The 25,339-nt window shown below is 79.4% G+C and carries 21 protein-coding genes and 2 tRNA genes; 15 read left to right on the top strand and 8 right to left on the bottom strand.

The window, feature by feature from the left end:
• Positions 1-4 precede the first annotated feature (4 nt).
• The 4 genes from WDV85_RS02925 to WDV85_RS02910 all read left to right on the top strand — a co-directional run bounded on the left by WDV85_RS02925 (position 5) and on the right by WDV85_RS02910 (position 3,653).
• Positions 5-220, top strand: coding sequence for a hypothetical protein (locus WDV85_RS02925; protein ID WP_339569187.1), 216 nt, complete (start codon positions 5-7; stop codon positions 218-220).
• Positions 221-316: 96 nt separating this feature from the next.
• Complete coding sequence (locus WDV85_RS02920) at positions 317-1,708, top strand: cryptochrome/photolyase family protein (protein ID WP_339569186.1); 1,392 nt, start codon at positions 317-319, stop codon at positions 1,706-1,708.
• A 63-nt stretch (positions 1,709-1,771) separates the two neighbouring features.
• Entirely contained in the window at positions 1,772-2,476 is a 705-nt protein-coding gene (locus tag WDV85_RS02915) for an SDR family NAD(P)-dependent oxidoreductase (protein WP_298992427.1), read from the top strand.
• A gap of 94 nt (positions 2,477-2,570) precedes the next feature.
• A complete protein-coding gene (locus WDV85_RS02910) occupies positions 2,571-3,653 on the top strand; it encodes a glutathione S-transferase family protein (RefSeq protein ID WP_339569185.1) in 1,083 nt (360 codons plus the stop codon).
• A gap of 199 nt (positions 3,654-3,852) precedes the next feature.
• On the opposite strand, the gene WDV85_RS02905 is transcribed toward WDV85_RS02910, so the two are convergent.
• The 4 genes from WDV85_RS02905 to WDV85_RS02890 form a co-directional block, all read right to left on the bottom strand.
• Positions 3,853-5,091 (bottom strand): MFS transporter, encoded by a 1,239-nt coding sequence (locus WDV85_RS02905; protein ID WP_339569184.1) that lies wholly within the window; start codon positions 5,089-5,091, stop codon positions 3,853-3,855.
• A gap of 99 nt (positions 5,092-5,190) precedes the next feature.
• A complete protein-coding gene (locus tag WDV85_RS02900) occupies positions 5,191-5,493 on the bottom strand; it encodes a DUF6343 family protein (RefSeq protein WP_339569183.1) in 303 nt (100 codons plus the stop codon).
• A 91-nt stretch (positions 5,494-5,584) separates the two neighbouring features.
• Positions 5,585-6,577: an aldo/keto reductase gene (locus tag WDV85_RS02895; protein WP_339569182.1), complete on the bottom strand. Its 993-nt coding sequence runs from the start codon at positions 6,575-6,577 to the stop codon at positions 5,585-5,587.
• 92 nt (positions 6,578-6,669) lie between these two features.
• A tRNA-Arg gene (locus tag WDV85_RS02890) sits at positions 6,670-6,742 on the bottom strand.
• Between the two features lie 227 nt (positions 6,743-6,969).
• Here WDV85_RS02890 and WDV85_RS02885 point away from each other — a divergent pair.
• Positions 6,970-8,226, top strand: coding sequence for a baeRF2 domain-containing protein (locus WDV85_RS02885; protein ID WP_339569181.1), 1,257 nt, complete (start codon positions 6,970-6,972; stop codon positions 8,224-8,226).
• Positions 8,227-8,557: 331 nt separating this feature from the next.
• Entirely contained in the window at positions 8,558-12,583 is a 4,026-nt protein-coding gene (locus WDV85_RS02880) for a hypothetical protein (protein WP_339569180.1), read from the top strand.
• A gap of 405 nt (positions 12,584-12,988) precedes the next feature.
• Here the strand turns inward: WDV85_RS02880 and mscL are convergent, their stop codons facing one another.
• The 3 genes from mscL to WDV85_RS02865 all read right to left on the bottom strand — a co-directional run bounded on the left by mscL (position 12,989) and on the right by WDV85_RS02865 (position 14,968).
• The gene (gene mscL / locus WDV85_RS02875; RefSeq protein ID WP_339569179.1) at positions 12,989-13,483 is read right to left on the bottom strand and encodes a large conductance mechanosensitive channel protein MscL; all 495 of its coding nucleotides are present in this window, start codon (positions 13,481-13,483) and stop codon (positions 12,989-12,991) included.
• 190 nt (positions 13,484-13,673) lie between these two features.
• Positions 13,674-14,456 carry an SAF domain-containing protein gene (locus WDV85_RS02870; protein ID WP_339569178.1) on the bottom strand — a complete coding sequence of 261 codons (783 nt, stop codon included), beginning with the start codon at positions 14,454-14,456 and terminating at the stop codon, positions 13,674-13,676.
• Between the two features lie 116 nt (positions 14,457-14,572).
• Positions 14,573-14,968 (bottom strand): FmdB family zinc ribbon protein, encoded by a 396-nt coding sequence (locus WDV85_RS02865; protein WP_339569177.1) that lies wholly within the window; start codon positions 14,966-14,968, stop codon positions 14,573-14,575.
• Positions 14,969-15,211: 243 nt separating this feature from the next.
• Here WDV85_RS02865 and WDV85_RS02860 point away from each other — a divergent pair, with 243 nt between their 5' ends.
• The gene (locus WDV85_RS02860) at positions 15,212-17,857 is read left to right on the top strand and encodes a penicillin acylase family protein (protein WP_339569176.1); all 2,646 of its coding nucleotides are present in this window, start codon (positions 15,212-15,214) and stop codon (positions 17,855-17,857) included.
• Between the two features lie 47 nt (positions 17,858-17,904).
• Here the strand turns inward: WDV85_RS02860 and WDV85_RS02855 are convergent, their stop codons facing one another.
• Entirely contained in the window at positions 17,905-18,621 is a 717-nt protein-coding gene (locus WDV85_RS02855; RefSeq protein ID WP_339569175.1) for a 5-formyltetrahydrofolate cyclo-ligase, read from the bottom strand.
• 112 nt (positions 18,622-18,733) lie between these two features.
• Here WDV85_RS02855 and galU point away from each other — a divergent pair, with 112 nt between their 5' ends.
• The 8 genes from galU (at position 18,734) to WDV85_RS02815 (ending at position 25,253) form a co-directional block, all read left to right on the top strand.
• Positions 18,734-19,657, top strand: coding sequence for a UTP--glucose-1-phosphate uridylyltransferase GalU (gene galU, locus WDV85_RS02850; RefSeq protein WP_339569174.1), 924 nt, complete (start codon positions 18,734-18,736; stop codon positions 19,655-19,657).
• Positions 19,658-19,671: 14 nt separating this feature from the next.
• Positions 19,672-21,051, top strand: a complete 1,380-nt coding sequence (locus WDV85_RS02845) for a molybdopterin molybdotransferase MoeA (protein ID WP_339569173.1) — start codon at positions 19,672-19,674, stop codon at positions 21,049-21,051.
• A gap of 135 nt (positions 21,052-21,186) precedes the next feature.
• Positions 21,187-21,615: a cyclic pyranopterin monophosphate synthase MoaC gene (gene moaC, locus WDV85_RS02840; RefSeq protein WP_445263182.1), complete on the top strand. Its 429-nt coding sequence runs from the start codon at positions 21,187-21,189 to the stop codon at positions 21,613-21,615.
• Positions 21,608-22,210, top strand: coding sequence for a MogA/MoaB family molybdenum cofactor biosynthesis protein (locus WDV85_RS02835; protein ID WP_339569171.1), 603 nt, complete (start codon positions 21,608-21,610; stop codon positions 22,208-22,210). Before moaC ends, WDV85_RS02835 begins: the two co-directional genes overlap by 8 nt.
• Positions 22,211-22,221: 11 nt before the next feature.
• Positions 22,222-22,815, top strand: a complete 594-nt coding sequence (locus WDV85_RS02830; protein ID WP_339569170.1) for a GNAT family N-acetyltransferase — start codon at positions 22,222-22,224, stop codon at positions 22,813-22,815.
• A 94-nt stretch (positions 22,816-22,909) separates the two neighbouring features.
• Complete coding sequence (locus WDV85_RS02825; RefSeq protein WP_339569169.1) at positions 22,910-24,154, top strand: hypothetical protein; 1,245 nt, start codon at positions 22,910-22,912, stop codon at positions 24,152-24,154.
• 86 nt (positions 24,155-24,240) lie between these two features.
• Positions 24,241-24,313 (top strand) — tRNA-Ala (locus tag WDV85_RS02820).
• A gap of 142 nt (positions 24,314-24,455) precedes the next feature.
• The gene (locus WDV85_RS02815; protein ID WP_339569168.1) at positions 24,456-25,253 is read left to right on the top strand and encodes an aldo/keto reductase; all 798 of its coding nucleotides are present in this window, start codon (positions 24,456-24,458) and stop codon (positions 25,251-25,253) included.
• The last annotated feature ends 86 nt before the right edge of the window (positions 25,254-25,339 follow it).

Below are 25,339 nucleotides of genomic sequence, written 5' to 3'. Positions count from 1 at the left end.
CCGCATGGCTGACGCAGACATCTGGGACCGCATCCGCACGGCGCGCGACTTCTCCCTCGAGGCGGAGAAGAAGGAGCGCGAGCGCATCGCCGAGGCCGACACGGCCGAGCTGCAGCAGGCGGCCTCCGTCCGCCTGGCGACGCGCCAGTCGGTGCGCGAGGCGCTCGACGTCGTCCTCGGCGAGGACACCTCGCCCCCCGGCGCCGAGCGCGAGGCCTGAGCCTCTCCGCCCAGCACCGACCACCGGGCGAGCACCACCGAGGGCCCCCGGGGCTGCCGACTGGCAGCCCCGGGGGCCCTCGCGCACCCTCGGGGCGTGAGCGCCCCCGCCGTCCTGTGGTTCCGGCGCGACCTGCGCCTCGGCGACAACCCCGCGCTGCTCGCGGCCCGCGAGCGCGGGGGCGAGGGCGGCGTCCTGCCGCTCTTCGTCCTGGACCCGGCGGTCTGGGAGCCCGCGGGGGACGCGCGCCGCCGCTTCCTCGTCGGCTGCCTCGCGGCGCTGCGGGAGGCGACGGACGGCGCGCTCGTCGTCCGCCGGGGCGACCCGCGCGAGGTCGTGCCCGCCGTCGCGCGCGAGGCCGGCGCCGCGTCGGTGCACGTGGCCCGCGACGTCGGCCCCTACGGGCGCCGCCGCGACGACGCCGTGCGCGAGGCCCTGTCCCGGCTGCCCACCGGGGAGGGCGGCGACGGCGAGGGGGTGCCGCTCGTCGAGGACGGCACCGCCTACGCCGTCGGCCCGGGGCTCGTGACGAAGGACGACGGCTCGCCCTTCCAGGTCTTCACGCCCTTCTCGCGGGCGTGGCGCGCCCACGGCGTGCCCGACCCGGCCCCGACGCCCCGCGCGCTCACGTGGGCCCGGCTCGACGGGCCCGACGAGCTGCCGGAGGCGCCCGCCGTCGACGCCGACCTGCCGGCGCCCGGCGAGGAGGCCGCGACCGCCGCGTGGAAGGCGTTCCGCGACGAGCGGCTCGACCGCTACGCCGACGAGCGCGACCGCCCCGACCTCGACGCGACGAGCCGCATGTCCCCCTACCTGCACCTGGGCTGCGTGCATCCCCGGACGCTCGTGCGCGACGCGACCGCCCGCGGCGGCCCGGGCGCCGAGGCCTACGTCCGCGAGCTGTGCTTCCGCGACTTCTACGCCGACGTCCTCTGGCACCGGCCCGACTCGGCCCGGGAGGCCTACAAGCCCGAGCTGTCGGGCATGGAGCACGACGACGGCGAGGAGGCCCGGCGCCGCGTGCGCGCGTGGGAGGAGGGCCGCACCGGCTACCCGGTCGTCGACGCGGCGATGCGCCAGCTGCTCGGCCAGGGGTGGATGCACAACCGGATGCGGATGCTCGTGGCGTCCTTCTACGTCAAGGACCTCCACCAGCGCTGGCAGGGCGGCGCGCGCTTCTTCCTGCGCCACCTCGTGGACGGCGACCTCGCCTCCAACAACCACGGGTGGCAGTGGGTCGCGGGCACGGGCACCGACGCCTCGCCGTACTTCCGCGTCTTCAACCCGGTGACGCAGGGCAGACGCTTCGACCCCCGCGGGGACTACGTGCGGCGCTGGGTGCCCGAGCTGCGCGACGTCGAGGGCGCCGCCGTCCACGAGCCGTGGGCCCTCCCGGGAGGGACGCCCGAGGGCTACCCCGAGCGCGTCGTCGACCACGCCGAGGAGCGGAAGGTCGCCCTCTCCCGCTACGAGTCCGTCCGGGGCTGAGGGGCGGGGCCGAGGGGGCGGTCCCGACGGGCCCCGTCGCCCGGGCCCGCCTACCGTGCGCGCATGACGGACCTGGACGGCGCGCGCGTGCTCGTGACGGGCGCGAGCGGGGGCCTCGGCTCCCTCCTCGCGGCGGGGATGGCGGAGCGGGGGGCCGCCGTGGCCCTCTCGGGGCGCGACGAGGGGCGCCTGGAGGCGCTGGACGTGGACGCCGCCGCCCGCCTGCCCGCCGACCTGCGGCAGCCGGGGGCGCCCGAGGCGCTCGTCGGCGCGGCCGTCGACGCGCTCGGCGGCCTCGACGTCCTCGTGCACGCGGCCGGCGTCGTCGCCTTCGGCCCGGCGGCGGAGGTCGACGACGACCTCGTCGACGAGCTCCTGCTGCTGCACTACCTCGCCCCCGTGCGGCTGCTGCGCGCCGCCCTGCCGCACCTGCGCGCCTCGGCCTCCGAGCGCGGCGGCTCCGTCGCCGTGATGCTCAGCGCCGTCGTCGCCGAGCAGCCGGTGGCGGGGATGGCGGCGTACTCGGCGGCGAAGGCGGCGCTCACGGCCTTCGACGCCGCCGTGGCCAAGGAGCTGCGGCGCGACCGGGTGCGCGTGCTCGACGTCCGGCCGCCCCACACGGAGACGGGCCTCGCGACCCGGCCCGTGGCGGGGGAGGCGCCGAGGCTGCCGACGGGGCTGGAGCCGCAGGCCGTCGCCGACCGCGTGCTGCGCGCCGTCGTCGAGGACGAGAAGGACCTGCCCTCCTCGGCGTTCGGGTCACGCTGAGCGCGGGCGCCCCCCGGACGGGCATACTGGTTGAACGCGTGAACACCACGGCGGGTCGTCCAGCAGCGGCGACCGCCGGAGCGGAGGGCGAGCCATGACGACGACCAGCGACACCACGACGAGCGATCGCGGCGCCGACGGGACGGGCGCCGACGAGCAGAGCACCAAGGGCGCCTACGTCAGGGCGGGCCAGGAGTTCGAGCGCGACACGGCCTACATCGAGACGCGCATCACCCGCGACGGGCGCGACGGCTACCCCGTCGAGCCGGGCCGCTACCGCCTGGTCGCGGCGCGCGCGTGCCCCTGGGCGCACCGCTCGATCATCGTGCGGCGGCTGCTCGGCCTCGAGGGCGTCATCTCCCAGGGCATCACCGGCCCGACGCACGACAAGCGCAGCTGGACCTTCGACCTGGACCCGGGCGGCGTCGACCCCGTCCTGGGCTACGAGCGCCTCCAGCAGGCCTACTTCGCCCGCTTCCCCGACTACCCCAAGGGCATCACCGTGCCCGCGATCGTCGAGGAGAGCACCGGGCAGGTCGTCACGAACGACTTCCCGCAGATCACCCTCGACCTGTCCCTCGAGTGGGGGGAGCACCACCGCGACGGCGCGCCCGACCTCTACCCCGAGGCGCTGCGCGCGGAGATGGACGAGGTGATGCGGCGGATCTACACCGAGGTCAACAACGGCGTGTACCGCTGCGGCTTCGCCGGCTCGCAGGAGCCCTACGAGAAGGCCTACGACCGCCTGTTCACGGCGCTCGACTGGCTCGAGGAGCGGCTGGCCGCCCGCCGCTACCTCATGGGCGACGCGATCACCGAGGCCGACGTGCGGCTGTACACGACCCTCGTGCGGTTCGACGCCGTCTACCACGGCCACTTCAAGTGCAACCGCAGCAAGCTCAGCGAGATGCCGGTGCTGTGGGCCTACGCCCGCGACCTCTTCCAGACACCGGGTTTCGGCGACACCACCGACTTCGCGCACATCAAGGCGCACTACTACGTCGTCCACGAGGACATCAACCCCACGGGCGTCGTGCCGAAGGGTCCGGACCTGTCCGGCTGGCTCACCCCGCACGGCCGTGAGCAGCTCGGCGGCAGCCCCTTCGGCGACGGGACCCCGCCCGGGCCGGTGCCCGAGGGCGAGCGCGTCGACCCGGCGCACACGCCGCTGGGCTGACACCCGACCGGGAGCGGTCGCAGCGGTGGACCCACGGCGCGCCGGACGGCGTCGTGGGTCCACCGCTGCCGTCCCCCGCGTCCCGCCCCGCACGGGTGGGCGCCGTCAGGCGGGGGCGGTGTAGCGGCGGAACTCCCGNTTTTCCCCCCCCCCCCCCCGCTGCCGTCCCCCGCGTCCCGCCCCGCACGGGTGGGCGCCGTCAGGCGGGGGCGGTGTAGCGGCGGAACTCCCGGGCGCGCAGCGCGAGCACCCCGGTGGCCACGACGACGAGGAGACCGCCGAGGCCGACCGCGGCCCGGGCGCCGAGGAGGTCCCCGGCGGCGCCGTGGAGCAGGTCCGCCAGGCGGGGGCCGCCGACGACGACGACGGTGAAGACGCCCTGGAGGCGCCCGCGCATCTCGTCGGTCGCGGCGGTCTGCAGGATGGCGCCGCGGAAGACCATGCTGCCGAGGTCGGCGGCTCCCGCGACGGCGAGGAGGACGGCGGCCACCCACAGCGACGTCGTCAGGCCGACGGCGGCGACGGCGGCGCCCCACAGCGCCACGCTGGCCAGCACGAGGGCGCCGTGGCGGCGCATCCGCACGACCCGGCCCGAGAAGAGGCCGCCGAGCAGCGAGCCCACGGGGATGGCGGCGTAGAGGACGCCGAGCGCGAGGCCGCCGCCGGCGGGCCCGCCGTAGACCTCGCGGGCCATCTCCGGGAACAGCGCCCGCGGCATGCCCAGCACCATGGCGAGCACGTCCGCCAGGAAGGACACGAGGAGCACCTGCCGGGTGCCGATGTAGCGCAGGCCGGCGAGGACGCTGCCGGCGCCGGCGCGGCGGCCCGGCTCGCCGGTCACCGGCATCGCGGGCAGGCGCAGGACGAGGGCGAGCGCGGCGAGCAGGCCGAGCGCGTCGACGAGGTACAGCAGCGGGAGCCCGACGAGGGGGATGAGGGCGCCCGCGAGCAGGGGCCCGGCGACGGCGCCGACCCCGAAGACGGTGGTCGACAGCGCCATCGCGGCGGGCAGCTGCCGCGCCGGGACGAGGCGCGGCACGGCGGCGCCGCGGGCCGGCGCGTAGAGGCCGAAGAACGCCTGCTGGACGACGACGAGGCCGAGGAGCACGGCCAGCGACTCGACCCCGAGCACCGCGTGCAGGGCCAGCAGGGCCGAGGACGCCGCGATGCCGGCGACGCTGACGGCCATGAGGCGCCGACGGTCGACGACGTCGGCGACGCTGCCGCCCCAGAGCGAGAAGACGACCAGCGGCACGAGGCCCGCGGCCGAGGCGGTCCCCACCCACGTCGAGGAGCCGGTGATGCGGAAGACCTCGAACGGGACGGCCACCGCCGTGAGCTGGCTGCCGACCGCGGAGACCGCGCTGGAGGTGAGCAGGCGCCGGTAGGCGGGGACGCGCAGGGGGGTCGTGTCGAGGAGCACGCCGCGGAGGGCCACGCGCCGACCCTAGGTCGTGGCCCCGGGCACCCGAGAGGAGGAGCCTGCGCGTCAGCGCTCCGTCGGGGCGTCCGAGCCGGGGCAGCCGGGTGTGGCGGCCTACCCCGGCTCGCCGCGCGCCTTGCGGCGCCCGATGACGACGAGGTCCACCACCGCGACGACGGCGAGGAGGACGAGGACGACGACGAGCCACGCCGGCGCGCCGACCGCACCCGCCCACGCGGCGCCTCCGGCGCAGACCACGAGGCCGAGCGAGGCCAGCACCGCGCGGAGCGTCAGCGCGCTGCGGGCGGGGGCCGCCCCGCCGATGCCGTAGCGCGGCTCGAGGGGCTCGCCGCCCTCGCGCGCGGGCGGGTCGGACGGTCGCCGTCCGGGAGGTCGGTCGGGCTGGTGGTCCGCCATGGGTCCACGGTGCGCGCCGACCGGCGGCCTGTCCTGCTGGGCCGTCGTGCCGAGGGCCGCCCCGCGTGAGCGGCGGAGCGGCCCCCGCCGCTCACCAGCGGTGGTGGACGACCTCGCGCAGGTGGGTGTCGTAGACCCGCTCGAGGGCGGCGAGCTCGTCGTCGGTCAGCGGGTCGAGCTCCGCCGCCGCCGCGTTGGACCGGGCCTGCTCCGGGGTGCGGGCGCCGGGGATGGCGCAGGTGACGCCGGGCTGGTCGAGCACCCAGCGCAGGGCGAGGGCCGCCGTCGGGACGCCGCGCGCCGCGGCCACCTCGCCGACCTCGGCCGCGGCTCGGAGGCCGAGCTCGTACGGCACGCCGGAGAAGGTCTCGCCGATGTCGAAGGCCTCGCCCGCGCGGTTGTACGAGCGGTGGTCGGTCTCGGCGAAGGTCGTGCTCTCGTCGTACTTCCCGGTGAGCAGGCCGCTGGCGAGCGGGACGCGGGCGAGGACGCCGACGCCGGCCTCCGCCGCCGCGGGCAGCACCCGCTCCAGGGGCTTGCGGCGGAAGGCGTTGAGGATGACCTGCAGGCTCGCGAGGTGCGGGCGCGCGAGCGCCGTCATCGCCTCGTCCACGGTCTCGACGGAGACGCCGTAGGCCGCCACGAGACCCTCGTCGACGAGCGCGTCGAGGGCCTCGAACACGGCGTCGTCGGAGAAGACGGCCGTGGGCGGGCAGTGGAGCTGGACGAGGTCCAGGCGCTCGACGCCGAGGTTCGCGCGGCTCCGGTCGGTCCACGCCCGGAGGTGGTCGGCGGTGTACTGGCCCGGCTCGTGGGGGTCGGCGCGGCGTCCCGCCTTGGTGGCCACGAGCGGGCGGTCGCCCTGGGGCAGGTCGGCGAGGAAGCGCCCGATGAGCTGCTCGCTGCGGCCGTCGCCGTAGACGTCGGCGGTGTCGAGGAGCGTCACGCCCTCGTCGACGGCGGTGCGCAGGACGGCGAGCGCGTCGTCGTCGCGCACCTCGCCCCAGTCGCCGCCCAGCTGCCACGTCCCGAGCCCGACGACGCCGACGTCCCTGCCCGTGCGCCCGAGGCGCCTGCTCTCCATGGCGGCGACGGTAGCCCCCGGGGTCGGCGGGGCCGGACTGCGAGGGCGGGAGGCGGGGAGGGCGCCGAGCCGGTGGCTCGACGCCCGGGAGGTGCCCCCGAGAGGATTCGAACCTCCGACACACGGTTTAGGAAACCGTTGCTCTATCCCCTGAGCTACGGGGGCCCGGGCTGCGGCGAGCGTAGCGGGACGCCGCGCGTCGGGTGCCGGGGCGCCGGTGGGGAGGTCGCCGGGGCGCCGGAGGGAGGGCGCCGGGTCGCACGCCCGCGGCGGAACGGCCAGGGTGGGGACGAGCGCGGGCGGCGCCGCGGCCACGGGCTGCGGGCGCGCCGGGGGCGCGGGGGTCGACCCCGGCCGCGGAGGCCCGCGACGGACGAGACCGAGGAGGACCGATGGACCTGCAGTGGCTGGCACCGGCGTTCGAGGCCGAGGGGCCCCTCGCCAGCGTGACGCTCGACGTCTCGCGCACCGACGCCTCGGGCGAGCACGAGGTGGACCTGCGGTGGCGCGAGCTGCGCCGCCGCCTGGAGGAGCAGGGCGCGCCCGAGGACGTCCTCGACCTGCTCGCCGAGCGCGCCACGGCGCCCAGCGGGCGCCACGACACGGGTGACGGCTCGGGCCGCACGGTCGTGGCGGGCGCCGGTGGCGTCGTGCTCGACCTCGTGCTGCCGGCCGCGCCGGCGCAGGACGAGGCCTCGTGGGGGCCCGTGCCGCACGTGCTGCCGGCGGTGCGCGCGGCGGCCGGCTCCACCCGCTACCTGCTCGTCGCCGCCGACCACGACGGGGCCGACCTCACCGTGGCCGTGGGCTCCGGCGTCACGGCGGCCCGCCCCGAGGGCGGCGACGCCGTCGTCGGCTCGACGGTCGACGACGTCCAGGCCCGCGAGACCTCCGGCTCCGACGACGACGTGCTCCACAAGGTGCCGGTCGGCGGCACGGGCGAGTACACGCACGAGCGGCGCGTCGAGGACTCCTGGCAGCGCGACGCCGCGGCGGTCGCCTCGGACGTCGACGACCTCGTGAGCCGGTACAAGCCCGCGGTCGTCGTGCTCACCGGCGACGACAACGCCGTCTCGCTCGTCCGCGAGCGCCTCGGCGGCGCCGCCGCGGGCATCGCCGAGGTCGTGCAGGGCGGCGGTCGCGCCGACGGCATCCGCTCGGAGGACTTCGCCCGCACGCTCGGCGAGGTGCTGGCGCGGGTCCAGGAGGCGCGCCTCCAGGAGGTCGTCGACAGCTACTCCCAGGCCCGCGGCAAGGACGCGGACGGCGCCGACGGGCTCGACGCCGTCGTGCAGATGCTGCAGCGCGGCCAGGTGCAGGACGTCCTGCTGCGCGACGACCCGAGCTCGACGTGGACCCTCTGGGTGGGCCCGGAGGCGCTGCAGCTCGCGCGGAGCCGCGAGGACCTGCTCGAGATGGGCGTGGCCGAGCCGGTCGAGGTCCGTGCCGACGCCGCGCTCGTGCGCGCGGCGGTCGGCGGCGCGGCGGGCCTGGTGCTCGTGCCGGGCACGCGCCAGGACGAGAGCGACCCGCTCGAGCTGGGCGACGGCGTCGGCGCGCTCCTGCGCTGGTCGGACCAGGGGACGCCGGGCGGCGGCGCCCCGACGATGACGGGCGACAGCGAGCGGCTGCGCGACGTCGGGGCCTGAGCGCCCCACCCCGAGGACCGACGGCCTCCGAGGAGGCCGTCGGTCCTCGGACGGCCGTCGGCAACCCGGACACCTCGGGACGACACGCCGGTCCGCGGCCGAGGAAGTTGACGGTTGAACGGCGCCTGCCCATCCTGGCGCCTGCAGTGCCCACCGCTGGCCACCCCCGCGCGGTGGGCACTGCCTCCAACCACCGCTCCGCCCCCGCCCGGCCGCCGGCCCAGGCGGCGGACCACGAGCGCCCCGGGTCCTCGACCCGGGGCGCTCGTGCGTCGGCCCCCGCCCCGCCCACGGCGCCGGCAGGGCCGGCCCGCTCGGCTAGCGTGCGCGCGTGCCCGACCCGACCCGCGCCTCCCGGTCCCCGCGGCACGGCTCCCGCCTGCGCGCGCTGCTGCGCCTCGGGCCGGACCACCGGCCCGAGGAGCCCGCCGACGACCGCGCGAGCGCCGCGCCCGCGCCGCCGGCCCCGCCCGCCGCGGCCGAGCCCTCGGCGCCGACCCCGCCCGGACCCCCGCGGACGCCCGTCGCGGACGTCGTCGCGACCTGGTCGCGCGAGCTGGCCCGTGCGGGCGGGCGGGGCGTCCTCGTCGACGACCGGACCGCCGCGGACGACCTCGTGCCGCCGCTCGACCTCGGCGGCGCGCACCCCTCCGGCCTCGCCGCCTTCTGGGCCGGGCGCCCGACCCGGCTGTCCAGCCTCTTCCGCGAGCGGGGCTCCCACGAGGGCGCCCGCGAGCGGGTGCGCGCCCTGCGCGCGTCGGCGCAGGAGGTCGCCGACCAGCACGGCGTCACCGCCTGCGCCCTCGCCGTCGGGCTGGTGCGCTGGTCGGCCCCCGCCGTCGGCCGCGCGGCGGCGGTGGAGGTCCACGCCCCCGCCCTCCTGCAGCGCCTCGTCCTGCAGCCGCGGGGCACCGGCGTCCTCGACGAGGAGCTCGACCTGCGGCCCGAGGTGCGGGTCAACCCCGAGCTCGTCGACGCGCTCGCCCGCCGCGGGCACGGCCTCGACGCGGGCGCCGTCCTGGCCCCCTTCGGCGACGGCCGCGGGGACCCCCACCGCCGGGCCCTGCGCGCCCTCGGCGAGCAGCTGGCCGGGGTCCCCGGCCTGGAGCTCGCGGAGCGCACCCTGGTGGGCGTCTACCCCGAGCTCGCGGGGCCGCTCGCGGCCGACGCCGAGCACCTGGGCGCGCGGCCCGACGAGCGCGTCGGGCCCCTCGTCGCCGGGCTCGCCGCGGTGACGGCGGGGGCCGACGTCGACCGGCCCGCCGGCCCGCCGCCGGCCGCGCGCGCCTGGGGCGACGTCGCGCGCTGGCGCGTCCTCGACCTCGACGAGGGGCAGGCCGCCGCGCACGACGCCCTCGCCGCGGGCCGCTCGCTGCGCGTCCTGGCCGGCCCGGGAGCCGGCGCCACCCAGCTGGTCGCGCAGGCCGTCGCCTCCGCGGTCGGCGCCGGCCGCCGCTGCCTCGTCGTCGCCCCGGGGGTGGGCGAGGCGCACGACGTCCTCGCCCGCCTCGCCGCCGCGGGCCTCGGCGCCCTCGCCGGCACCGCCGCGCCGGACGCGCCCCGGGGCGCCGCGGACGCGGAGCCGCAGGAGGGGGCGGACCCCGACGCGGCCGCCGCCCGCCTGCGCGCCGGCGCCCGCGCCCTCGACGTCCCGGCCGGCGACGGCCTCGACGCGGGCGTCCTCGCAGGGGCCCACGCCCTCGTGCGGCTCGCGCGCGCCCCGCGGCCGCCGCGCAGCGCGGTGCGGCTCGACGCGGACGGCGTGCGCGCCACGGCGGCCGAGGGCCTCGGGCGCGTCGTCGGGCACGCGCGCGAGGCGGCGCGGCTCGGCGCCTTCCGCCCCGAGCTCGCCGACAGCCCGTGGGCGGGCGCCGCGCTGGGCTCGGGCGAGGAGGCCCGCGTCGCCCGCCGCCGGGCCGAGGAGCTGGCGGGCACCCGCCTGCCCCGGCTCGCCGAGCACCTCGACGCGCTGGGGGAGCGCACGGGCCTGCGGCGCCCGGCGACCGCCGCGGAGGTGGAGCAGCGGCTGCGGCTCCTCGTCGACGTCCGGGGCACCCTCGAGGACTTCTCGCCGGGCGTCTACGAGCGCCCCCTCGGCGAGCTCGTGCGCGCCCTCGGCCAGGACGCGACCTGGCGCACGCGCCGCACGGCGCAGAAGGTCGTGGCCGAGGTGGTGCGCCCGGGAGCCCGCCCCGCGGACCTGCGCACGTCGCTGCGCCGCGCCGACGCCGAGCGGCGGGCGTGGTCCGCCGCGGCCGAGGACGGCGGCCGTCCCCGCGTCCCGCACGGCATCGCCGAGGCGCAGCGGGCGCTCGCCGACGTCGTCGCGGAGCTCGACCGGCTCGAGCCGGTGCTGCGCGGCACGCGCGCGGGGGCCGGCCTGCGCGACGCCGACCTGCTCGCGCTCGCCGGCCGCCTGCGAGCCATGGCCGACGACGACGACGCCCGCGGCGACCTGCCGCCGCGCGTCGACGTGCTCGTCCGGCTCGGCGCGCTCGGCCTCGGCGGCCTCGTCGAGGACCTCCGCGACCGCGCCGCCGCCGCCCCCGGGGGGCCGCGGAGCGCCGACGGGCGCGCGGGCGGCCACGGGCGCAGGGGCGTCGACGAGGACGACGCCGCCGCCGAGGCCGAGCTCGTCGTCCGCGCCTCCGCGCTCGCGGAGGCGGGGCGCCGGGGCGTCCTGGACGACCTGCGGCCCGCGAGCGCCGCCGCCGCCCGGGAGGAGCTCGTCGCCGGGACGGCGGCGCGTCGACGGCGCGCGGCCGCCGACCTCCTGGCGGCCGCCGGGGCGGTGGGTGCGGTCGACGCCGCCAGCCTCCTGGCCCTGCCCGCCGTCCTCGGGCCCGCCGCCGAGGGGGCCGTCGACCTCGTCGTCCTGCTCGACGCGCACGCGGCCGGGGTGCCCGAGGGGGCGCTCGCCCTGGCGCGCGGGGCGCAGGTGCTCGTCGTCGGGGACCCGGCCGGCCCGCCCCCGTCGCCGGCGGTCGTCGGCGCGCCGGCCTCCGAGCACCCGGGGGAGGCGGCGCCGACCAGCCTCCTGGCCGCCACCGACGGCCTGCTCGAGGCGCGCGTCCTCGGGCGCTCGCACCGGCTGCCGCGCCAGCTCGGCCCCGTCGTCGCCGCCGTGCGCGCCGAGGCGCTCGAGCCCGCGAGCGAGGAGCCGGGCGCCGCGTCGGACGGCGCGCCGTCGGGCAGCGCCCCGACGGACGGGGACCCGGCGACCGGCTGGGACGACGCCGTCCCCGCGCCGCCCGGGGCCTGGCCGGTCGTGCTGCGCCGGGTGGACGGCCGCGGCCGGGCCTCCGCCGAGGGCGTCGTGCACTCGCTCGACGTCGAGGTGGACGCCGTCGTCGAGACGGCCGTCGGCCACCTGCGGGAGGACCCGGAGCGCTCGCTCGCCGTCGTCGCCGTCACCCGCGGGCACGCCCGGCGCGTCGCCGACGCCCTGCGGGCGGCCGTGGCCGAGGACGCCGCCCTCGCCGCGGCGGTCGCGCGCTCGTCGCGGACCGACGAGCCGCTCGTCGTCACCGACGTGGGGCGCGCGCAGGGCTGCGTCCGCGACGTCGTCGTCCTGGCCGGGGCGTTCGCGCCGACGGAGCGCGGGCGGGTGCCGGGCGCCTTCGGGCCCCTCGACGCCGCGGGCGGCGCCGCCGCGCTGGCCGACGCCGTGGCGGGGGCCCGGCGACGGCTCGTCGTGGTCACGTGCCTCGCGGCGGAGGACCTCGCCCCCGACCGGCTGCGCACACCGGGCGCCCGGGCGCTGCGCGCGCTCCTCGTCGCGGTGGAGGACGCGGACGCGCGGCACCGCGCCGCACGTCCCCCGGCGGACGGTGCCGGGACGGCCCCGGGGAGCAGCGCCGGGGAGGGGCCGGCCGGGCCCTCGGGGCTCGTCGACGCCGCCCCGCCGGACGTGGCGCCGGAGGACCTCCTGCCGCCCGGCGACGACGCCGCGCGCGCCCTCGGGGCGCACGCGCGCCTGGCCGCCCCGACCGGCGCCGACGCCGGTGCCGACGCCGACGGTGGGGGCGCCGACCCGCTGGTCGCCGCGCTCGTGGAGCGCCTGGGCGAGGCCGGGGCCCACGTGCGCGCGGCCGAGCGGCCGGGGGACCCCGACCTGTCGGTCCGCCTGCGCGACGGGCGCTGCGCGGCCGTCCTGCCGGACGTCCGCCCGCCCGGGCCGGAGACCGGCCCGACGGCCGCGGACCCCGTTCGGCGGGTCGCCGAGGCGGCGGCGCTGCGCCGCCAGGGCTGGGCCGTGGCGCACGTGGCCTCCCTCGGCCTCCTCGTGGACCCGGCGCGCGAGGTGGCGGACGTCCTCGCGGCGGCGCGGCGTCCCGGAGCGGGAGCGCCCCGGTGACGCGGGGCGGCGCGGGCCGGACGGACGGCGGCGACGGCGGGCGGCGGCCCCGCGGGGAGACGGGCCCGGACGCGACGACGGGCCAGCACGCGAGGGCGACCGGCGAGGCCGCGACGGGCGGGGCGGCCTCGCCGCGCGGGCCCCGGGGGGCGCGGGGCCCGGCCGGTGGGGGGCGCGGCGCGGGCGAGCCGCCCGTGCTGCCCGACCGGGCGGCCGAGGACCGTCCCGAGGCCTGGGGCGAGCGCGCCGACGAGGAGGACGACGAGCGCTACCTGCGGGAGCGGCCGCCGCACTGGTGAGCGCACCGGCGGCCGGCGGGCGCGCACGTGGCGCTCGTCGTCCTCCCGGGACGGGGGCCCGGCAGAGCGACCCCACGGGGAGTCGCGGGACCGCCCGCGCCGGGCCTCAGCTGGGGTGGGGGCCCCGCTGACCGGCCGGGCCCGCGCCGCCCGCGGCGTCGGCGTCCCCGCCGGGCGCGCCCGGGCCGGCGGCGCCCGCGGCGCGCTGGGCGGCGAGGAGGTCGCGGATCTCCTGCAGCAGGAGGACGTCCTCGCTGGGGGCGGCGACGTCGGGCTCCGCGCCCTGCTTGCGCAGGGCGAGCAGGCGGTTCATCGGGACGACGACGAGGAAGTACAGCACCGCCGCGACGATGAGGAAGTTGAGGACGGCGGCGATCGTCGTCCCGAAGACGACGGTGGTGGCGCCGTCGCCGGTCCGGCTCGGGATGTCCACGCCCAGCGTGCCGATGTCCTCCGCGTCGAAGATCGCCGCGATGAGGTTGCCGAAGACGTCCGTGCTGATGGCCGTCACGATGGCCGTGAAGGCGGCGCCGATGACGACCGCGATGGCCAGGTCGATGACGTTGCCGCGCAGGATGAAGTCCTTGAAGCCGCTGAGCACGTGCCCTCCTCGGTGGGGCGGGCCCGGCCCGCCGTCCTCGCCCGCCCGGCCGGCGCCGTCCGGGACCGCCCGCCGGGCGGCGGGCGCTGCGAACCTACGCACCCCGGGCAGGGCTCCGGGCGACGCCGGCGCACATCACGGCCGGGGTCGCGGGTGGGGCCCGCGAGCGGGGGCGGCGCGGACCGAGGGGTCACGGGTCGGGCAGCAGGGCGAGCTGCACGCCGCTCCCGGCGGCCACGGCCGCGGCCACGCCCCGGGCCTCGTCGCGGCCCAGCGCCAGGACGACGACACCGCCCGCCGGGTCCCCGCCGAGCGGGCCGAGCGCGCCGTCGCCGGCGCGCTCGGGCACCCGCAGCACGACGGCGCGCTCCGCGACGACGGCGGCACCGGGGGCGGTGGCTGCCGACGGGTCGGCGAGCAGGGGGTCGGCGGGGGCGGCGAGGAGGAGGACGACGTCACCGGGCGCGACGAGCTCGCTCGAGGCCGCCGGGAGCGGCAGGCCGACCGCCACGTCCCCGGCGCGGGCCCCGGCGAGCAGCCCCGGGCCGGCGAGGCGGGCGTCGGTGACGACCTCGCCCTCGCGGGCGGGCGAGGCGAGGCGGCGCCCGACGGCCGCGGCGGTCGACGCGGCGGCGCCGCGGGGCACGAGCCCGGGCGGGGCCGGGGCGGCGCGCAGGTCGGTCGCCCGCAGGACGTGGCCGGCGGGCGCGTCGGCCGTGAGGACGACGACCGTGCCGTCCTCCGCCGCCGGCGCCGGCCGCAGGGCCTGCACCGCGGTCCCCGCGGCGGTCGCGAGGAGGAGGGCCGCGACGGTGCGACGGCCCGACCACGGGGGCAGCCGGTCCCGCAGCGCACCCCGCAGCGAGCCCCCCGGGCGGCCCCCGCGCCGGCGCCGGGACCACCTCGACGGCGCCCCGGGCCGGCCACGGCCGGTGCGCGGGGCTCGCACGGCGTCGGAGCGGGAGGTGACCACGCCGGGACGCTAGGAGCGCCGTCGCCCCGGCGGCGGCGCCACCGGCGCCCTGTGGACGGGGATCCGTGCTGCCGGGGCTGTGCGCAGCGGGCGGCGCCGCCGCTCCGCCCGCGCGGTCAGGCGGCCGAGCCGCCGGAGGAGCTCGACCCGCCGGAGGAGCCCGACGTTCCCGAGCCGCCGGAGGAGCCCGAGCCGCCGGAGGAGCCCGCGGTCGCCGCGGTCGACGCGGTGGTCCCGGAGCCGCCGCCCTCGGACGTGCTGCCGCTGCTGCTCGAGCCGCTGCCGCTGGCCGCGCCACCCGACCCGCTGCCGCCGTTCGAGCCGCCGCCGGTCCCGGTGCGGGAGTCGTTGCGGTAGAAGCCGGACCCCTTGAAGACGATGCCCACCGTGCTGAAGACCTTGCGCAGGCGCCCCGAGCAGGTGGGGCACTCGGTGAGGCTGGGGTCGCTGAAGGACTGCTGCACCTCGAGCGGGGTGCCGCACTCGGTGCAGCGGTAGGCGTAGACGGGCACAGGGCCTCCACGGGGTCGCGCCGACGGGGCGGCGGTGGGCGGAGCTCGGAGCGGGCGGACCCGTGAGCCCGCCGGGCGGCTGGCACTCGGCCGCCGCGAGTGCCAAGGCTACTCGCCCGCGACGCGTGGGTGCTCCCGCCGACCGCTGCACCGGCCCGGCGGGCCCCGCCCGCGGGCGACCCGCCGCCGGGCGCGGCAGTCCGGGAGAGGGGGCCGGCGTGGGGCGGCGGCTACCCTCGCCGCGTGCCCCGACCACGATCCGCCGGCGTCGTCGCCCTCGCCGTGGTGCTCGTGGTGGCGCTCGTCGCGGTGACGGCCGTCGTCGTCCTGCTCCGCCGCCCGCTGCCCGACACCTCCGGCGAGGTGGCCGTCCCGGGCCTCGGCGCCCAGGTGCGCGTGCTGCGCGACGCGCGCGGCGTGCCCCAGGTCTACGCCGAGGACCCCGAGGACCTCTTCTTCGCGCAGGGGTACGTCCACGCGCAGGACCGCTTCTTCCAGATGGACTTCCGCCGCCACGTGACGGCGGGCCGCCTCGCCGAGCTCGTGGGGGACGCCCCGGGCGCCGTGGAGGCCGACGCCGTCGTCCGCACCATGGGCTGGCGGCGCGTCGCCGAGGCCGAGCTGCCGCTCCTGGCCCCGGAGACCCGCGCCTACCTCGAGGCCTACGCGGACGGCGTCAACGCCTACACGGGCGGGCGCTCGCCGAGCGAGCTCTCGGCCGCGTACACGGCGCTGGGCACGCGCGTGGACCTCGGGCCCGTCGAGGAGTGGACGCCCGTCGACTCCCTCGCCTGGCTCAAGGCCATGGCCTGGTCGCTGCGCGCCAACTACTCCGACGAGCTGGCGCGCGCCGCCGCGTACGGCGCCGTGGGGGACGTCGGCCTCGTCGAGCAGCTCTTCCCGCCGCCGTCGGCCTCGGTCGGCGAGCCCGTGGTGGGCGCGCCGGGCACCCTCGCGCCGGCGGCCGCCACGACGTCGGAGGCGCCCGCCGAGGACGACGAGGTGCTCGCCGGCGTCGTGGCCGCCCTCGCCGACCCCGCCGACCCCGTGGCGGGCGCCGACCGGGCGCTCGCCGCCGTGCCCGACCTCCTCGGCGACGGCTCCGGCGCCACCGGGGGCATCGGCTCGAACGCGTGGGCGGTCTCGGGCGAGCACACCGCCTCGGGCGAGCCGCTGCTCGCGAACGACCCCCACCTCGCCGCGAGCTTCCCCAGCACCTGGTCGCAGGTCGGGCTGCACTGCACCGTGGTGGACGCCGACTGCCCCTTCGACGTCAGCGGCTTCTCCTTCGCGGGGATGCCCGGCGTCGTCATCGGCCACACCGCCGACGTCGCGTGGGGGTTCACGAACACCGGCTCGGACGTCACCGACCTCTACCTCGAGCGCGTCCGGGACGGCGCCGCCCTCCGCGCGGGCGAGCAGGTGCCGCTCACCACGCGCACCGAGACCATCCGCGTGGCCGGCGGCGAGGACGTGGCCATCCAGGTGCGCAGCTCCGGCCACGGGCCGCTGCTGTCCGACGTCGTGCCCGAGCTGGCCGCCGCCGGGCGGGCCGCGCCGGTGCCCGAGGACGCCCCGCCCGCCGGCTCCGACGGCTACGCCGTCGCGCTGTCGTGGACCGCGTTGCAGCCCGGTCGCACGATGGACGCCGTCTTCGCGCTCGACGCGGCCCGCGACTGGGACGACGTCCGGGAGGCCGCCTCCCTCTTCGTCGTGCCGGGCCAGAACATCGTCTACGCCGACACGAGCGGCAGCATCGGGTACCAGGCCTCCGGGGTCGTGCCCCTGCGCCAGCCGGGCGCCGGCCTCGGGCAGGGCACCGGCACGTGGCCCCGCCCCGGCTGGGACCCCGACTACGACTGGGTCGGCGCCGTGCCCTTCGCCGACATGCCGTCCGTCCTCGACCCCCCGGACGGGCTCGTCGTCAGCGCCAACCAGCGCATCACCGACGCCTTCGACCCCTTCCTCACCGCCGACCCGGACATGGGCCACCGCGCCCAGCGCATCCGCGAGGTCCTCGAGGAGCAGGTGGCGGCGGGCCGGCCCGTCACGGCCGACGACGTGGAGGCCCTGCAGACCGACCGGGTGGACCCCTTCGCGGAGGTCCTCGTCCCGTACCTGCTCGACGCGCCGCTGCCCCAGGACCCGGGCTCGAGCCCGGAGCGCCGCGCCTTCACCCGCGAGGCGGTCGAGCTGCTGCGCGGCTGGGACGGCACGACCACGGCCGACAGCGCCCCCGCGGCGTACTACAACGCCGTCTGGTCGACGCTCCTGCGCCTCACCTTCGCCGACCAGCTGCCCGAGACGGCGCAGCCGCGGGGCGGGAGCCGCTGGTTCACCGTCGTCGGCCAGCTCCTCGAGGAGCCGGACAGCCCCTGGTGGGACGACGCGACGACGCCGGCCGTCGTCGAGACCCGCGACCAGGTGCTCGGCCGCGCGCTGCAGCAGGCGCGCCTGGAGCTCACCGCGACCCTCGGGGCCGACCCGCAGGACTGGGAGTGGGGCCGCCTGCACCGCCTCGCGCTCCGCCAGGACGTGCTGGGCGACGAGTCGGTGCCGGCGCCCGTGCGCGCGCTGTGGACGGCCGGCCCCGTCGACCTCGGCGGCAGCACCTCGCTCGTCGACGCCACCTCCTGGGACGCCCGCGAGGGCTACGGCGTGACGGCGGTGCCCTCGATGCGCATGGTCGTGGACCTCGCCGACCTCGACGCCTCCCGCTGGGTCGACCTCGCGGGCGTCAGCGAGCACCCCTGGAGCGGCCACGCCACCGACCAGCTCGGCGCGTGGGCGGAGGGCCGCACCTTCGCGTGGCCCTCGACGCCGGGCGCCGTCGAGGACGCCGCCCGCGACGAGCTCGTCCTCGCGCCCCGCTCGACGTCCGCGGGCTGAGGCCGGGCGGACGGCGGGCGCGGCGCCTCCGTCCGGACCGGCGCCGCCTACCCGTCGACGCGCATCCAGCGGCCCGGCGTGGCGACGTGGCTGACGCGGACGTCGTGCGCCTCCGCCGGCACGGGTTCGACCGCGGCGTCGAGCACCTCGTCGTCGTGGACGAGGGCGACGACCGGCGGCAGCCAGCCGCGGTGCTCGCGCAGCTCGCCGAGCGCCCGGTCGTAGTACCCGCCCCCCTTGCCGAGGCGCCGGCCGGCGGTGTCGACGGCGAGCGCGGGCACGAGGACGACGTCGGCCGCCTGCAGGGCACCGGGGCCGAGGTCGGGACCGGGCCGCAGCGGCGGCTCCTCCCCGGCGGGGCCCTGCGCCGTGCCGGGCGCGCGGCCCCAGCCGAGCCGGGTCCCCCGGCCGTCGGAGCCGTCGTGGGTGTGGGGGAGGAGCACCGTGGTGCCGCGGGCGGCCAGCGCCCGCACGAGGGCCGACGTGCCGGGCTCGCCACCCCGGGAGGCGTAGCAGGCGACCGTGCCGCCCTCGTGGGGCAGCAGGCCCGTGCCGAGGACGACGTCGCGCAGGCGCGCCGCCAGGTCCGCCCGCTCCTCGGCGGGGCGCTGCCGGCGCCGCGCGAGGACGGCGCGGCGGATCTCCGCCTTGGCGGGCTCGGCCGCCCCCGGCCCGTCGGCCGCCCACCCGGTCCCGCCGGCCCCGGCCCGGTCCGTCCCGCCCCGGTCCGTCCCGGCCCGGCCCCCCGCGCGCTCTCCGCCCACGTCCGGAGTGTGCGGGAGCGACGCCCGCCGGGCCACCCCCCCCGGGCGGTGCTCCCGCGCGGGTGGAGCAGCGGGGCGCCCGGCGTCGGGGGGCGCCGCTAGCCTGCGCCGCATGAGCATCCACAAGGCCGTCATCCCCGCGGCGGGGCAGGGCACCCGCTTCCTCCCCGCCACGAAGGCGTCGCCGAAGGAGATGCTCCCCGTCGTCGACGTCCCGGCCATCGAGTACGTGGTCCGCGAGGCCGTCGCGGCCGGGCTCGAGGACGTGCTCATGGTCACCGGGCGCGGCAAGCGCGCGCTGGAGGACCACTTCGACCGCAACGTCGAGCTCGAGGCGGGCCTGGAGGCCAAGGGCGACGACTCCAAGCTCGACAAGGTCCGCTCCTCGACCGACCTGGCGCAGGTCCACTACGTCCGGCAGGGCGACCCGCGGGGCCTCGGCCACGCCGTCCACGTGGCGAAGGCGCACGTCGGCGACGAGCCCTTCGCCGTCCTCCTCGGCGACGACCTCATCGACCCGCGCGACCCGCTGCTCACGACGATGACGGCGCTGCAGGAGCGCGTCGGCGGCAGCGTCGTCGCCCTGCTCGAGGTGCCCCGCGACCAGGTCAACCTCTACGGCTGCGCCACCCTCGACGACGCGGCGTCCGACGCCCTCGAGGAGGACGTCGTCAAGATCACCGGCATGGTCGAGAAGCCGGCCGTCGAGGACGCGCCGTCCAACCTCGCCATCATCGGGCGCTACGTGCTCCACCCGGCCGTCTTCGACGTGCTCGAGCGCACGCCCCCGGGCAAGGGCGGCGAGATCCAGCTCACCGACGCGCTGCAGACCCTCGCGGGCATGCCCGTCGAGGAGGGGGGCGGCGTCCACGGCGTCGTCTTCCGCGGCCGCCGCTACGACACCGGCGACAAGCTCGACTACATCAAGGCCGTGGTCCGCCTGGCCTGCGAGCGCGAGGACCTGGGCCCCGAGCTGCGCGAGTGGCTGCGGGACAGCGTCGACGAGCTCACGGCCGCCCCGGCCCAGGGCTCCTGAGCCCTCCGGGCCCCGTGACCGCCCCGGAGGGCCGAGCGGCCACCGCGGGCGGCGCCCCCCCCGCGCCCCGCGCGGGGGCGCGGTCGCTCGAGGAGCACCTCGCCGTCGTGCTCGAGGGGGCCGGCCCGCTGCCCGCGCAGCGCCTGCCCCTGCTCGAGGCGCTCGACCTCGTGCTCGCCGAGGACGTCGTCGCCGTCGAGCCGCTCCCGCGCTTCGACGGCTCGTCGATGGACGGCTACGCCGTCCTCGCGCCCGACGTCGCGGGCGCCGACGACGCCTCTCCGGCGGTCCTCGACGTCGTCGGGGACGTCCCGGCCGGGGCGGCGGACGTGCCGCGGCTGCGCCCGGGGGCCGCCGTGCGGGTCATGACGGGCGCCCCCGTGCCCGTGGCCGAGGACCCGGCCGCGACGGCCGACGTCGCCGTCGTGCAGGTCGAGTGGACCGACGCCGCGCAGACGGGCCCGCCGCCGGCCCGGGTGGCCGTCCGCCGCCCCGTCGCGGCCGGTCGCAACGTGCGCCGCGCGGGGGAGGACGTCGCCGCCGGCGAGCGGGTGCTGCGCCCGGGGGAGCGCCTGTCGCCGCGCCACCTCGGGCTGCTCGCGTCGCTCGGCCGCTCCGACGTCCTCGTGCACCCGCGGCCGCGCGTCCTCGTGCTCTCCACCGGCAGCGAGGTCGTCGAGCCGGGGGAGCCGCTCGGCCCCGGGCAGATCCACGACTCGAACTCGACCGCGCTCGTCGCGGCCTGCCGCGAGGCCGGCGCGCTCGCGCGGCGGGTGCGCGCCGTCGAGGACGACCCCGCGCGCCTGCTCGCCGTCCTGCGCCCCGAGCTGGCGACGGCGGACCTCGTGCTCACCACCGGCGGCGTCAGCGCGGGCGCCTACGAGGTGGTCAAGGAGGCCCTGGCCGCCGACGGCGCCGTCGACTTCGTGCGCGTCGCGATGCAGCCCGGCGGCCCCCAGGGCGCCGGGTGGCTCGCCGACGACGCCGGTCGGCCCGTGCGCGTCCTCACCCTGCCCGGCAACCCGGTGAGCGCCTACGTGTCCTTCGAGGCGTTCGTCCGGCCGCTGCTGCGGGTGGTGCTGGGCGAGGAGGAGCTGGGGCGGCCGGTCGTCGAGGCGGTCGTCGAGCGGGGCTGGACCTCGGTGGCCGGCAAGCGCCAGCTCTACCGCGTGCGCCTCGAGCGGGGCGAGGACGGCGTCGCCCGCGTCGGCGCGATCGGCGGGCCGGGCAGCCACCTCGTCGCCGACCTCGTCACGGCCACGGCGCTGGCCGTCGTGCCCGAGGACGTGGTGGCCGTCGAGCCGGGGACGACGCTCACGTGCATGCTGCTGGGGCGGGGCGGGCAGCCCTCCGCGCCCGAGGGCCCGGCGTCGCCGTCGGCGACGGGCCCCTGAGCCCCCAGGTCGCCGACGACCACGTCCCACCACGACCAGACCCACCACGACCACGACCACGACCACGACCCACTGGACCCCGGGAGGATCCGCGTGAGCGGTCTGACGCACCTCGACGAGCGCGGCCGCGCGCGGATGGTCGACGTCTCGGCCAAGGACGTCACCGTGCGCACGGCCAGCGCGGCGGGCCTCGTGCGCTGCTCGGGCGCCGTCGTCGACGCCCTGCGGGGCGACGGCGTGCCGAAGGGCGACGCGCTGGCGGTGGCCCGCCTCGCGGGCATCCAGGCCGCCAAGCGCACGCCCGACCTCGTGCCCCTCGCGCACCCGGTGGCCGTCCACGCCGTCGAGGTCGACGCGGTGGTCGTCGACGAGGGCGTGGAGCTCACCGCCACCGTCCGCACGGCCGACCGGACCGGCGTGGAGATGGAGGCGCTGACGTGCGTGGCCGTGGCCGGGCTGGCGCTCGTCGACATGGTCAAGGCCCTCGACCGGGAGGCGGTCATCACCGACGTGCGCGTCACCGCGAAGACGGGCGGACGCTCGGGGAGCTGGGCCCGTGGCTGAGGCGCGGCCGCCCGTCGCGGCCGCCGGCCCCCGCACCGGGGCGGTGGTGGTCGCCTCCACCCGCGCCGCGCGCGGGACCTACGCCGACGAGGCCGGCCCGCTCCTCGTGGACGGCCTGCGGGCGATGGGCCTCGCCGTGGGCGACCCCGTGGTGGTCGAGGACGGCGAGCCCGTCGGCCGGGCCCTGCGCTCGGCCCTGGCCGACGGGGCCGCCGTCGTGCTGACGACGGGCGGCACGGGGCTGACGCCGCGCGACCTCACCCCCGAGCAGACGGCGCCCGTGCTGGACCGCGAGCTGCCCGGCCTCGCCGAGGCGCTGCGCGCCCGGGGCCGTGACAAGGGGGTGCCGACGTCGTCGCTGTCCCGCGGGCTCGCGGGCACGGCGGGCGGGGCGCTCGTCGTCAACCTGCCCGGCTCGCCGGGCGCCTGCCGGGACGCGCTGGAGGTGCTGGCGGAGGTGCTGCCGCACGCGCTGGACCAGATCGCCGGAGGCGATCATCCGAGGTCGGGCGCCGGAGGCGATCATCCGAGGTCGGGCGCCGGAGGCGATCACCGGGCGTCGGGCGCCGGCGAGCGGCCCGCGGGGGCGCGGTGAACGGCTGGCCGGTGGAGCTGCGGTCGTCCGACGTCGTGCTGCGGCCGCTGCGGCGGGGCGACCGCACCGCGTGGGCGCGGCTGCGCGACGTCAACGCGGCCTGGTTGGCGCCCTGGGAGGCCACCCCGCCCGCGGGGTCGCTGCCGCCGCCCTCCTTCCCGGCGATGGTGCGCGAGCTGCGCCAGCAGGCGCGGCTCGGGCAGGCCATGCCCTTCGTCGTCGAGCACGCGGGGCGGATGGTCGGCCAGCTGACGGTGGCGGGCGTCGCGTGGGGGTCGCTGCGCTCGGGGACGATCGGCTACTGGGTGGACCACCGGGTGGCGGGACGCGGCATCACCCCGACGGCGGTGGCGATGGTGACCGACCACTGCTTCCGCTCCGCGGGCCTGCACCGGGTGGAGGTCAACATCCGGCCGGAGAACGCGGCGAGCCTGCGCGTCGTCGAGAAGCTCGGCTTCCGCGACGAGGGGCTGCGCCGCGCGTACCTCCACATCGACGGCGCGTGGCGCGACCACCGCACCTTCGCGCTCACGGCGGAGGAGGTGCCGGACGGCCTGCTCTCCCGCTGGCTCGCGGCCCGCGGGGGGCGCCCCACGACGTCCTGACGGCGCCGTCCCGCCGCGCCGCCGGGCGCGGCGGCGCGCCTCCCGGACGCCGGGCCCTGGGACTCCTAGCGTCCGCTGCGTGGACGGTGGGGCGATGGCTGCGCTGCTGGTCCTCGCGGTGCTCCTCGTGGGCGTGCCGCGCATGGCCCGGCGCCGGGCCGAGCTGGGCGAGTGGCAGGCGGCCGGGCGCGGCGAGCACGTCGACGGCTCCGGCACCCACGTGTCCCGCGCCGGCGCCCCCCGCGACGCCTCCCCGCGCCGACGCGCCTCGCGGGCCGGCGCTGCCCCTTCCTCCTCGGCCTCCACCTCGGTCGGGCTCGCGGCGCCCGGGACGGTCGGTGGGCAGCCGCTCGCGCTCCGGTCCGCGGGCACGGGCCTGCGCCGCGCGACCCCGGGCCCGCGCGTGCTCGAGCGCCGCTCGACGGTGCCGCGCCCCCGCTGCTCCCCGGGCGCGGGCTCCCGGCGGGTCCTCGCCGCCCCCGCCCCCGCCTCCGCCCCAGCTGCTGCCTCAGCTGCTGCCTCAGCCCCTGCCTCAGCTCCTGCCGCTGCCACTGCTGCGGACCTCGCCCAGGCGCCCGTCGGCGCGCCCGGCTCCTCGGCGCCGGAGGCGGCCACCGCCCTCGTGCGCGGCGAGGTCGTGGAGGGCCCCGCCGAGCGCCTGCAGACGGCTCCCGCGACCGTGCCGCCGCCGCGGGAGCGCACCGACGGCGCCGGTGCCGCGGGGGCGACCGCGTCGTCGCGCGGTGCCGGGGCCGGCGCCCGAGGGCCGGCCGCGGGCAGCCACCGGCTGCCCGCCGTCCAGCTGCTCGCCGTCGCCGTCGGCGCCGTGGCGGCGGTCGTGCTCGCGGTCGTCGGCGTGCTCCCGCTGGTCGCCGCCCCCGCCGCCGTCGCCGCGCTGGTGCTCGACGTCGTCGCCCTGCGCGCCCGGGCCCGGCGCCGCCGGGCGCGCCGACCCGACGCCGCACGAGCAGCGACCGCCCGAGGGGCCGGCCGCGAGGAGGCCGCCGGCTCGCCCCGCGCGGACGCCGTCCTCGACGACGCCTCCCCCCGCCTCGAGGCCGTCCTGCTCGACCTCGACGCGACCCCCGCCGACGGCGCCGCGGCGGACGCGCCGGCGCCGGCCCGCACCGGGGCCGTGACCGGTCTGCTCCCGTCGCTCGCAGACCTGCGGGCCGCAGCCGCCGCCGACAGCGCCGCCGGTCTGCGAGGCCCCGCCGCCGCGAGACCCCGCGCCCGCGAGGACGCGCCCGCGCAGGAGGGCTCGGGCGCGGACGGCGCAGCGGCGGCGCGCGAGCGCCGGCGCCGCCAGGGCGGGTCGCGGCGCCGCCGCTCGGCCTGAGCGCCGCGGACCGGCGCCGCCCGCGCGACGCAGGGCTCCCGGTGCCGCCCACCCCGGCGGCGCTGGTAGGGTTCCGGACGTTCCAAGGGGCTGTGGCGCAGCTGGTAGCGCACCTCGTTCGCAACGAGGGGGTCAGGGGTTCGAATCCCCTCAGCTCCACCTCGCACCTCCTGCCCGGCGCCGTCGCCGGGGCTCCCGGCCACCGAGCCGGGCCACCTCACGGACCGGACCCGGTCCTCGCCTCCGTCCCGTGGACGACGGCGGGGGTGCGCGCCGCGGGAGCGGCGGCCAGGGTGGGGGCATGACGACGGAGACGACGTCCCTGCCCGGACCCACGGCCTCCCTGCCCGGCGGTGGCGAGATGCCGCTGCTGGGGCTCGGCACCTGGCAGTCCGAGGGCGACGACTGCTACCGGTCGGTGCTCCACGCCCTCGAGGCGGGCTACCGGCACATCGACACGGCCACCGGCTACGGCAACGAGGACCAGGTGGGCCGCGCCCTCGCCGAGTCCGGCGTCCCGCGCGACGAGGTCTTCGTGACGACGAAGATGCCGCCCGACGAGGCGCCGCGCGCCCGCGAGGTGCTGTCCCGCTCGCTGGACCTCCTCGGGCTCGACTTCGTCGACCTGTGGCTGGTGCACTGGCCTCCGGGGGGCGAGGCCAGCCCGCAGACGTGGGAGCACTTCCTCGCGGCCCGCTCCGAGCGCCAGGCCCGCGACGTCGGGGTCAGCAACTACAGCACCGCGCAGCTCGACGAGCTGGTCCGGTCCAGCGGCGAGGCGCCGGCCGTCGACCAGGTGCCGTGGGCGCCCGCCCTGCACGACCAGGGCTTCCTCGACGCGTGCCGCCAGCGCGGCGTCGTCGTGGAGGGCTACAGCCCCTTCAAGAAGACCGACCTCGGCGACCCCGTCCTCGCCGAGGTCGCGCAGGTGCACGGCGTGACGCCGCAGCAGGTCGTGCTGCGCTGGCACCTCGAGCACGGCGTCGTCGTCATCCCCAAGTCCGTGACGCCCGAGCGGATCACCGCGAACGCCGACGTCTTCGGCTTCTCCCTCTCGCCCGACGAGGTGCGGCGCGTCGACGGCCTCGCCGCCGCCTGAGCGCCGACGAGGGCCCGGGGCCGCGCCGCGACCCCGGCCCGCGCCTTGACGACGCCGACGCCGAGACGATGGGCTGCGGGGCGCGA

The sequence above is a fragment of the Pseudokineococcus sp. 5B2Z-1 genome (genome assembly GCF_037482305.1).
Lineage (GTDB): Bacteria > Actinomycetota > Actinomycetes > Actinomycetales > Quadrisphaeraceae > Pseudokineococcus.
This window is presented reverse-complemented; position numbering and strand designations above follow the sequence as displayed.

Excerpts from the sequence above, each read along its gene's own strand:
- WDV85_RS02925 (WP_339569187.1), top strand. The coding sequence starts at position 5 with ATGGCTGACGCAGACATCTGGGACCGCATCCGCACGGCGCGCGACTTC.
- WDV85_RS02915 (WP_298992427.1), top strand. The coding sequence starts at position 1,772 with ATGACGGACCTGGACGGCGCGCGCGTGCTCGTGACGGGCGCGAGCGGG.
- WDV85_RS02910 (WP_339569185.1), top strand. The coding sequence starts at position 2,571 with ATGACGACGACCAGCGACACCACGACGAGCGATCGCGGCGCCGACGGG.
- WDV85_RS02900 (WP_339569183.1), bottom strand. The coding sequence starts at position 5,493 with ATGGCGGACCACCAGCCCGACCGACCTCCCGGACGGCGACCGTCCGAC.
- WDV85_RS02895 (WP_339569182.1), bottom strand. The coding sequence starts at position 6,577 with ATGGAGAGCAGGCGCCTCGGGCGCACGGGCAGGGACGTCGGCGTCGTC.
- WDV85_RS02885 (WP_339569181.1), top strand. The coding sequence starts at position 6,970 with ATGGACCTGCAGTGGCTGGCACCGGCGTTCGAGGCCGAGGGGCCCCTC.
- galU (WP_339569174.1), top strand. The coding sequence starts at position 18,734 with ATGAGCATCCACAAGGCCGTCATCCCCGCGGCGGGGCAGGGCACCCGC.
- moaC (WP_445263182.1), top strand. The coding sequence starts at position 21,187 with ATGGTCGACGTCTCGGCCAAGGACGTCACCGTGCGCACGGCCAGCGCG.
- WDV85_RS02825 (WP_339569169.1), top strand. The coding sequence starts at position 22,910 with ATGGCTGCGCTGCTGGTCCTCGCGGTGCTCCTCGTGGGCGTGCCGCGC.
- WDV85_RS02815 (WP_339569168.1), top strand. The coding sequence starts at position 24,456 with ATGACGACGGAGACGACGTCCCTGCCCGGACCCACGGCCTCCCTGCCC.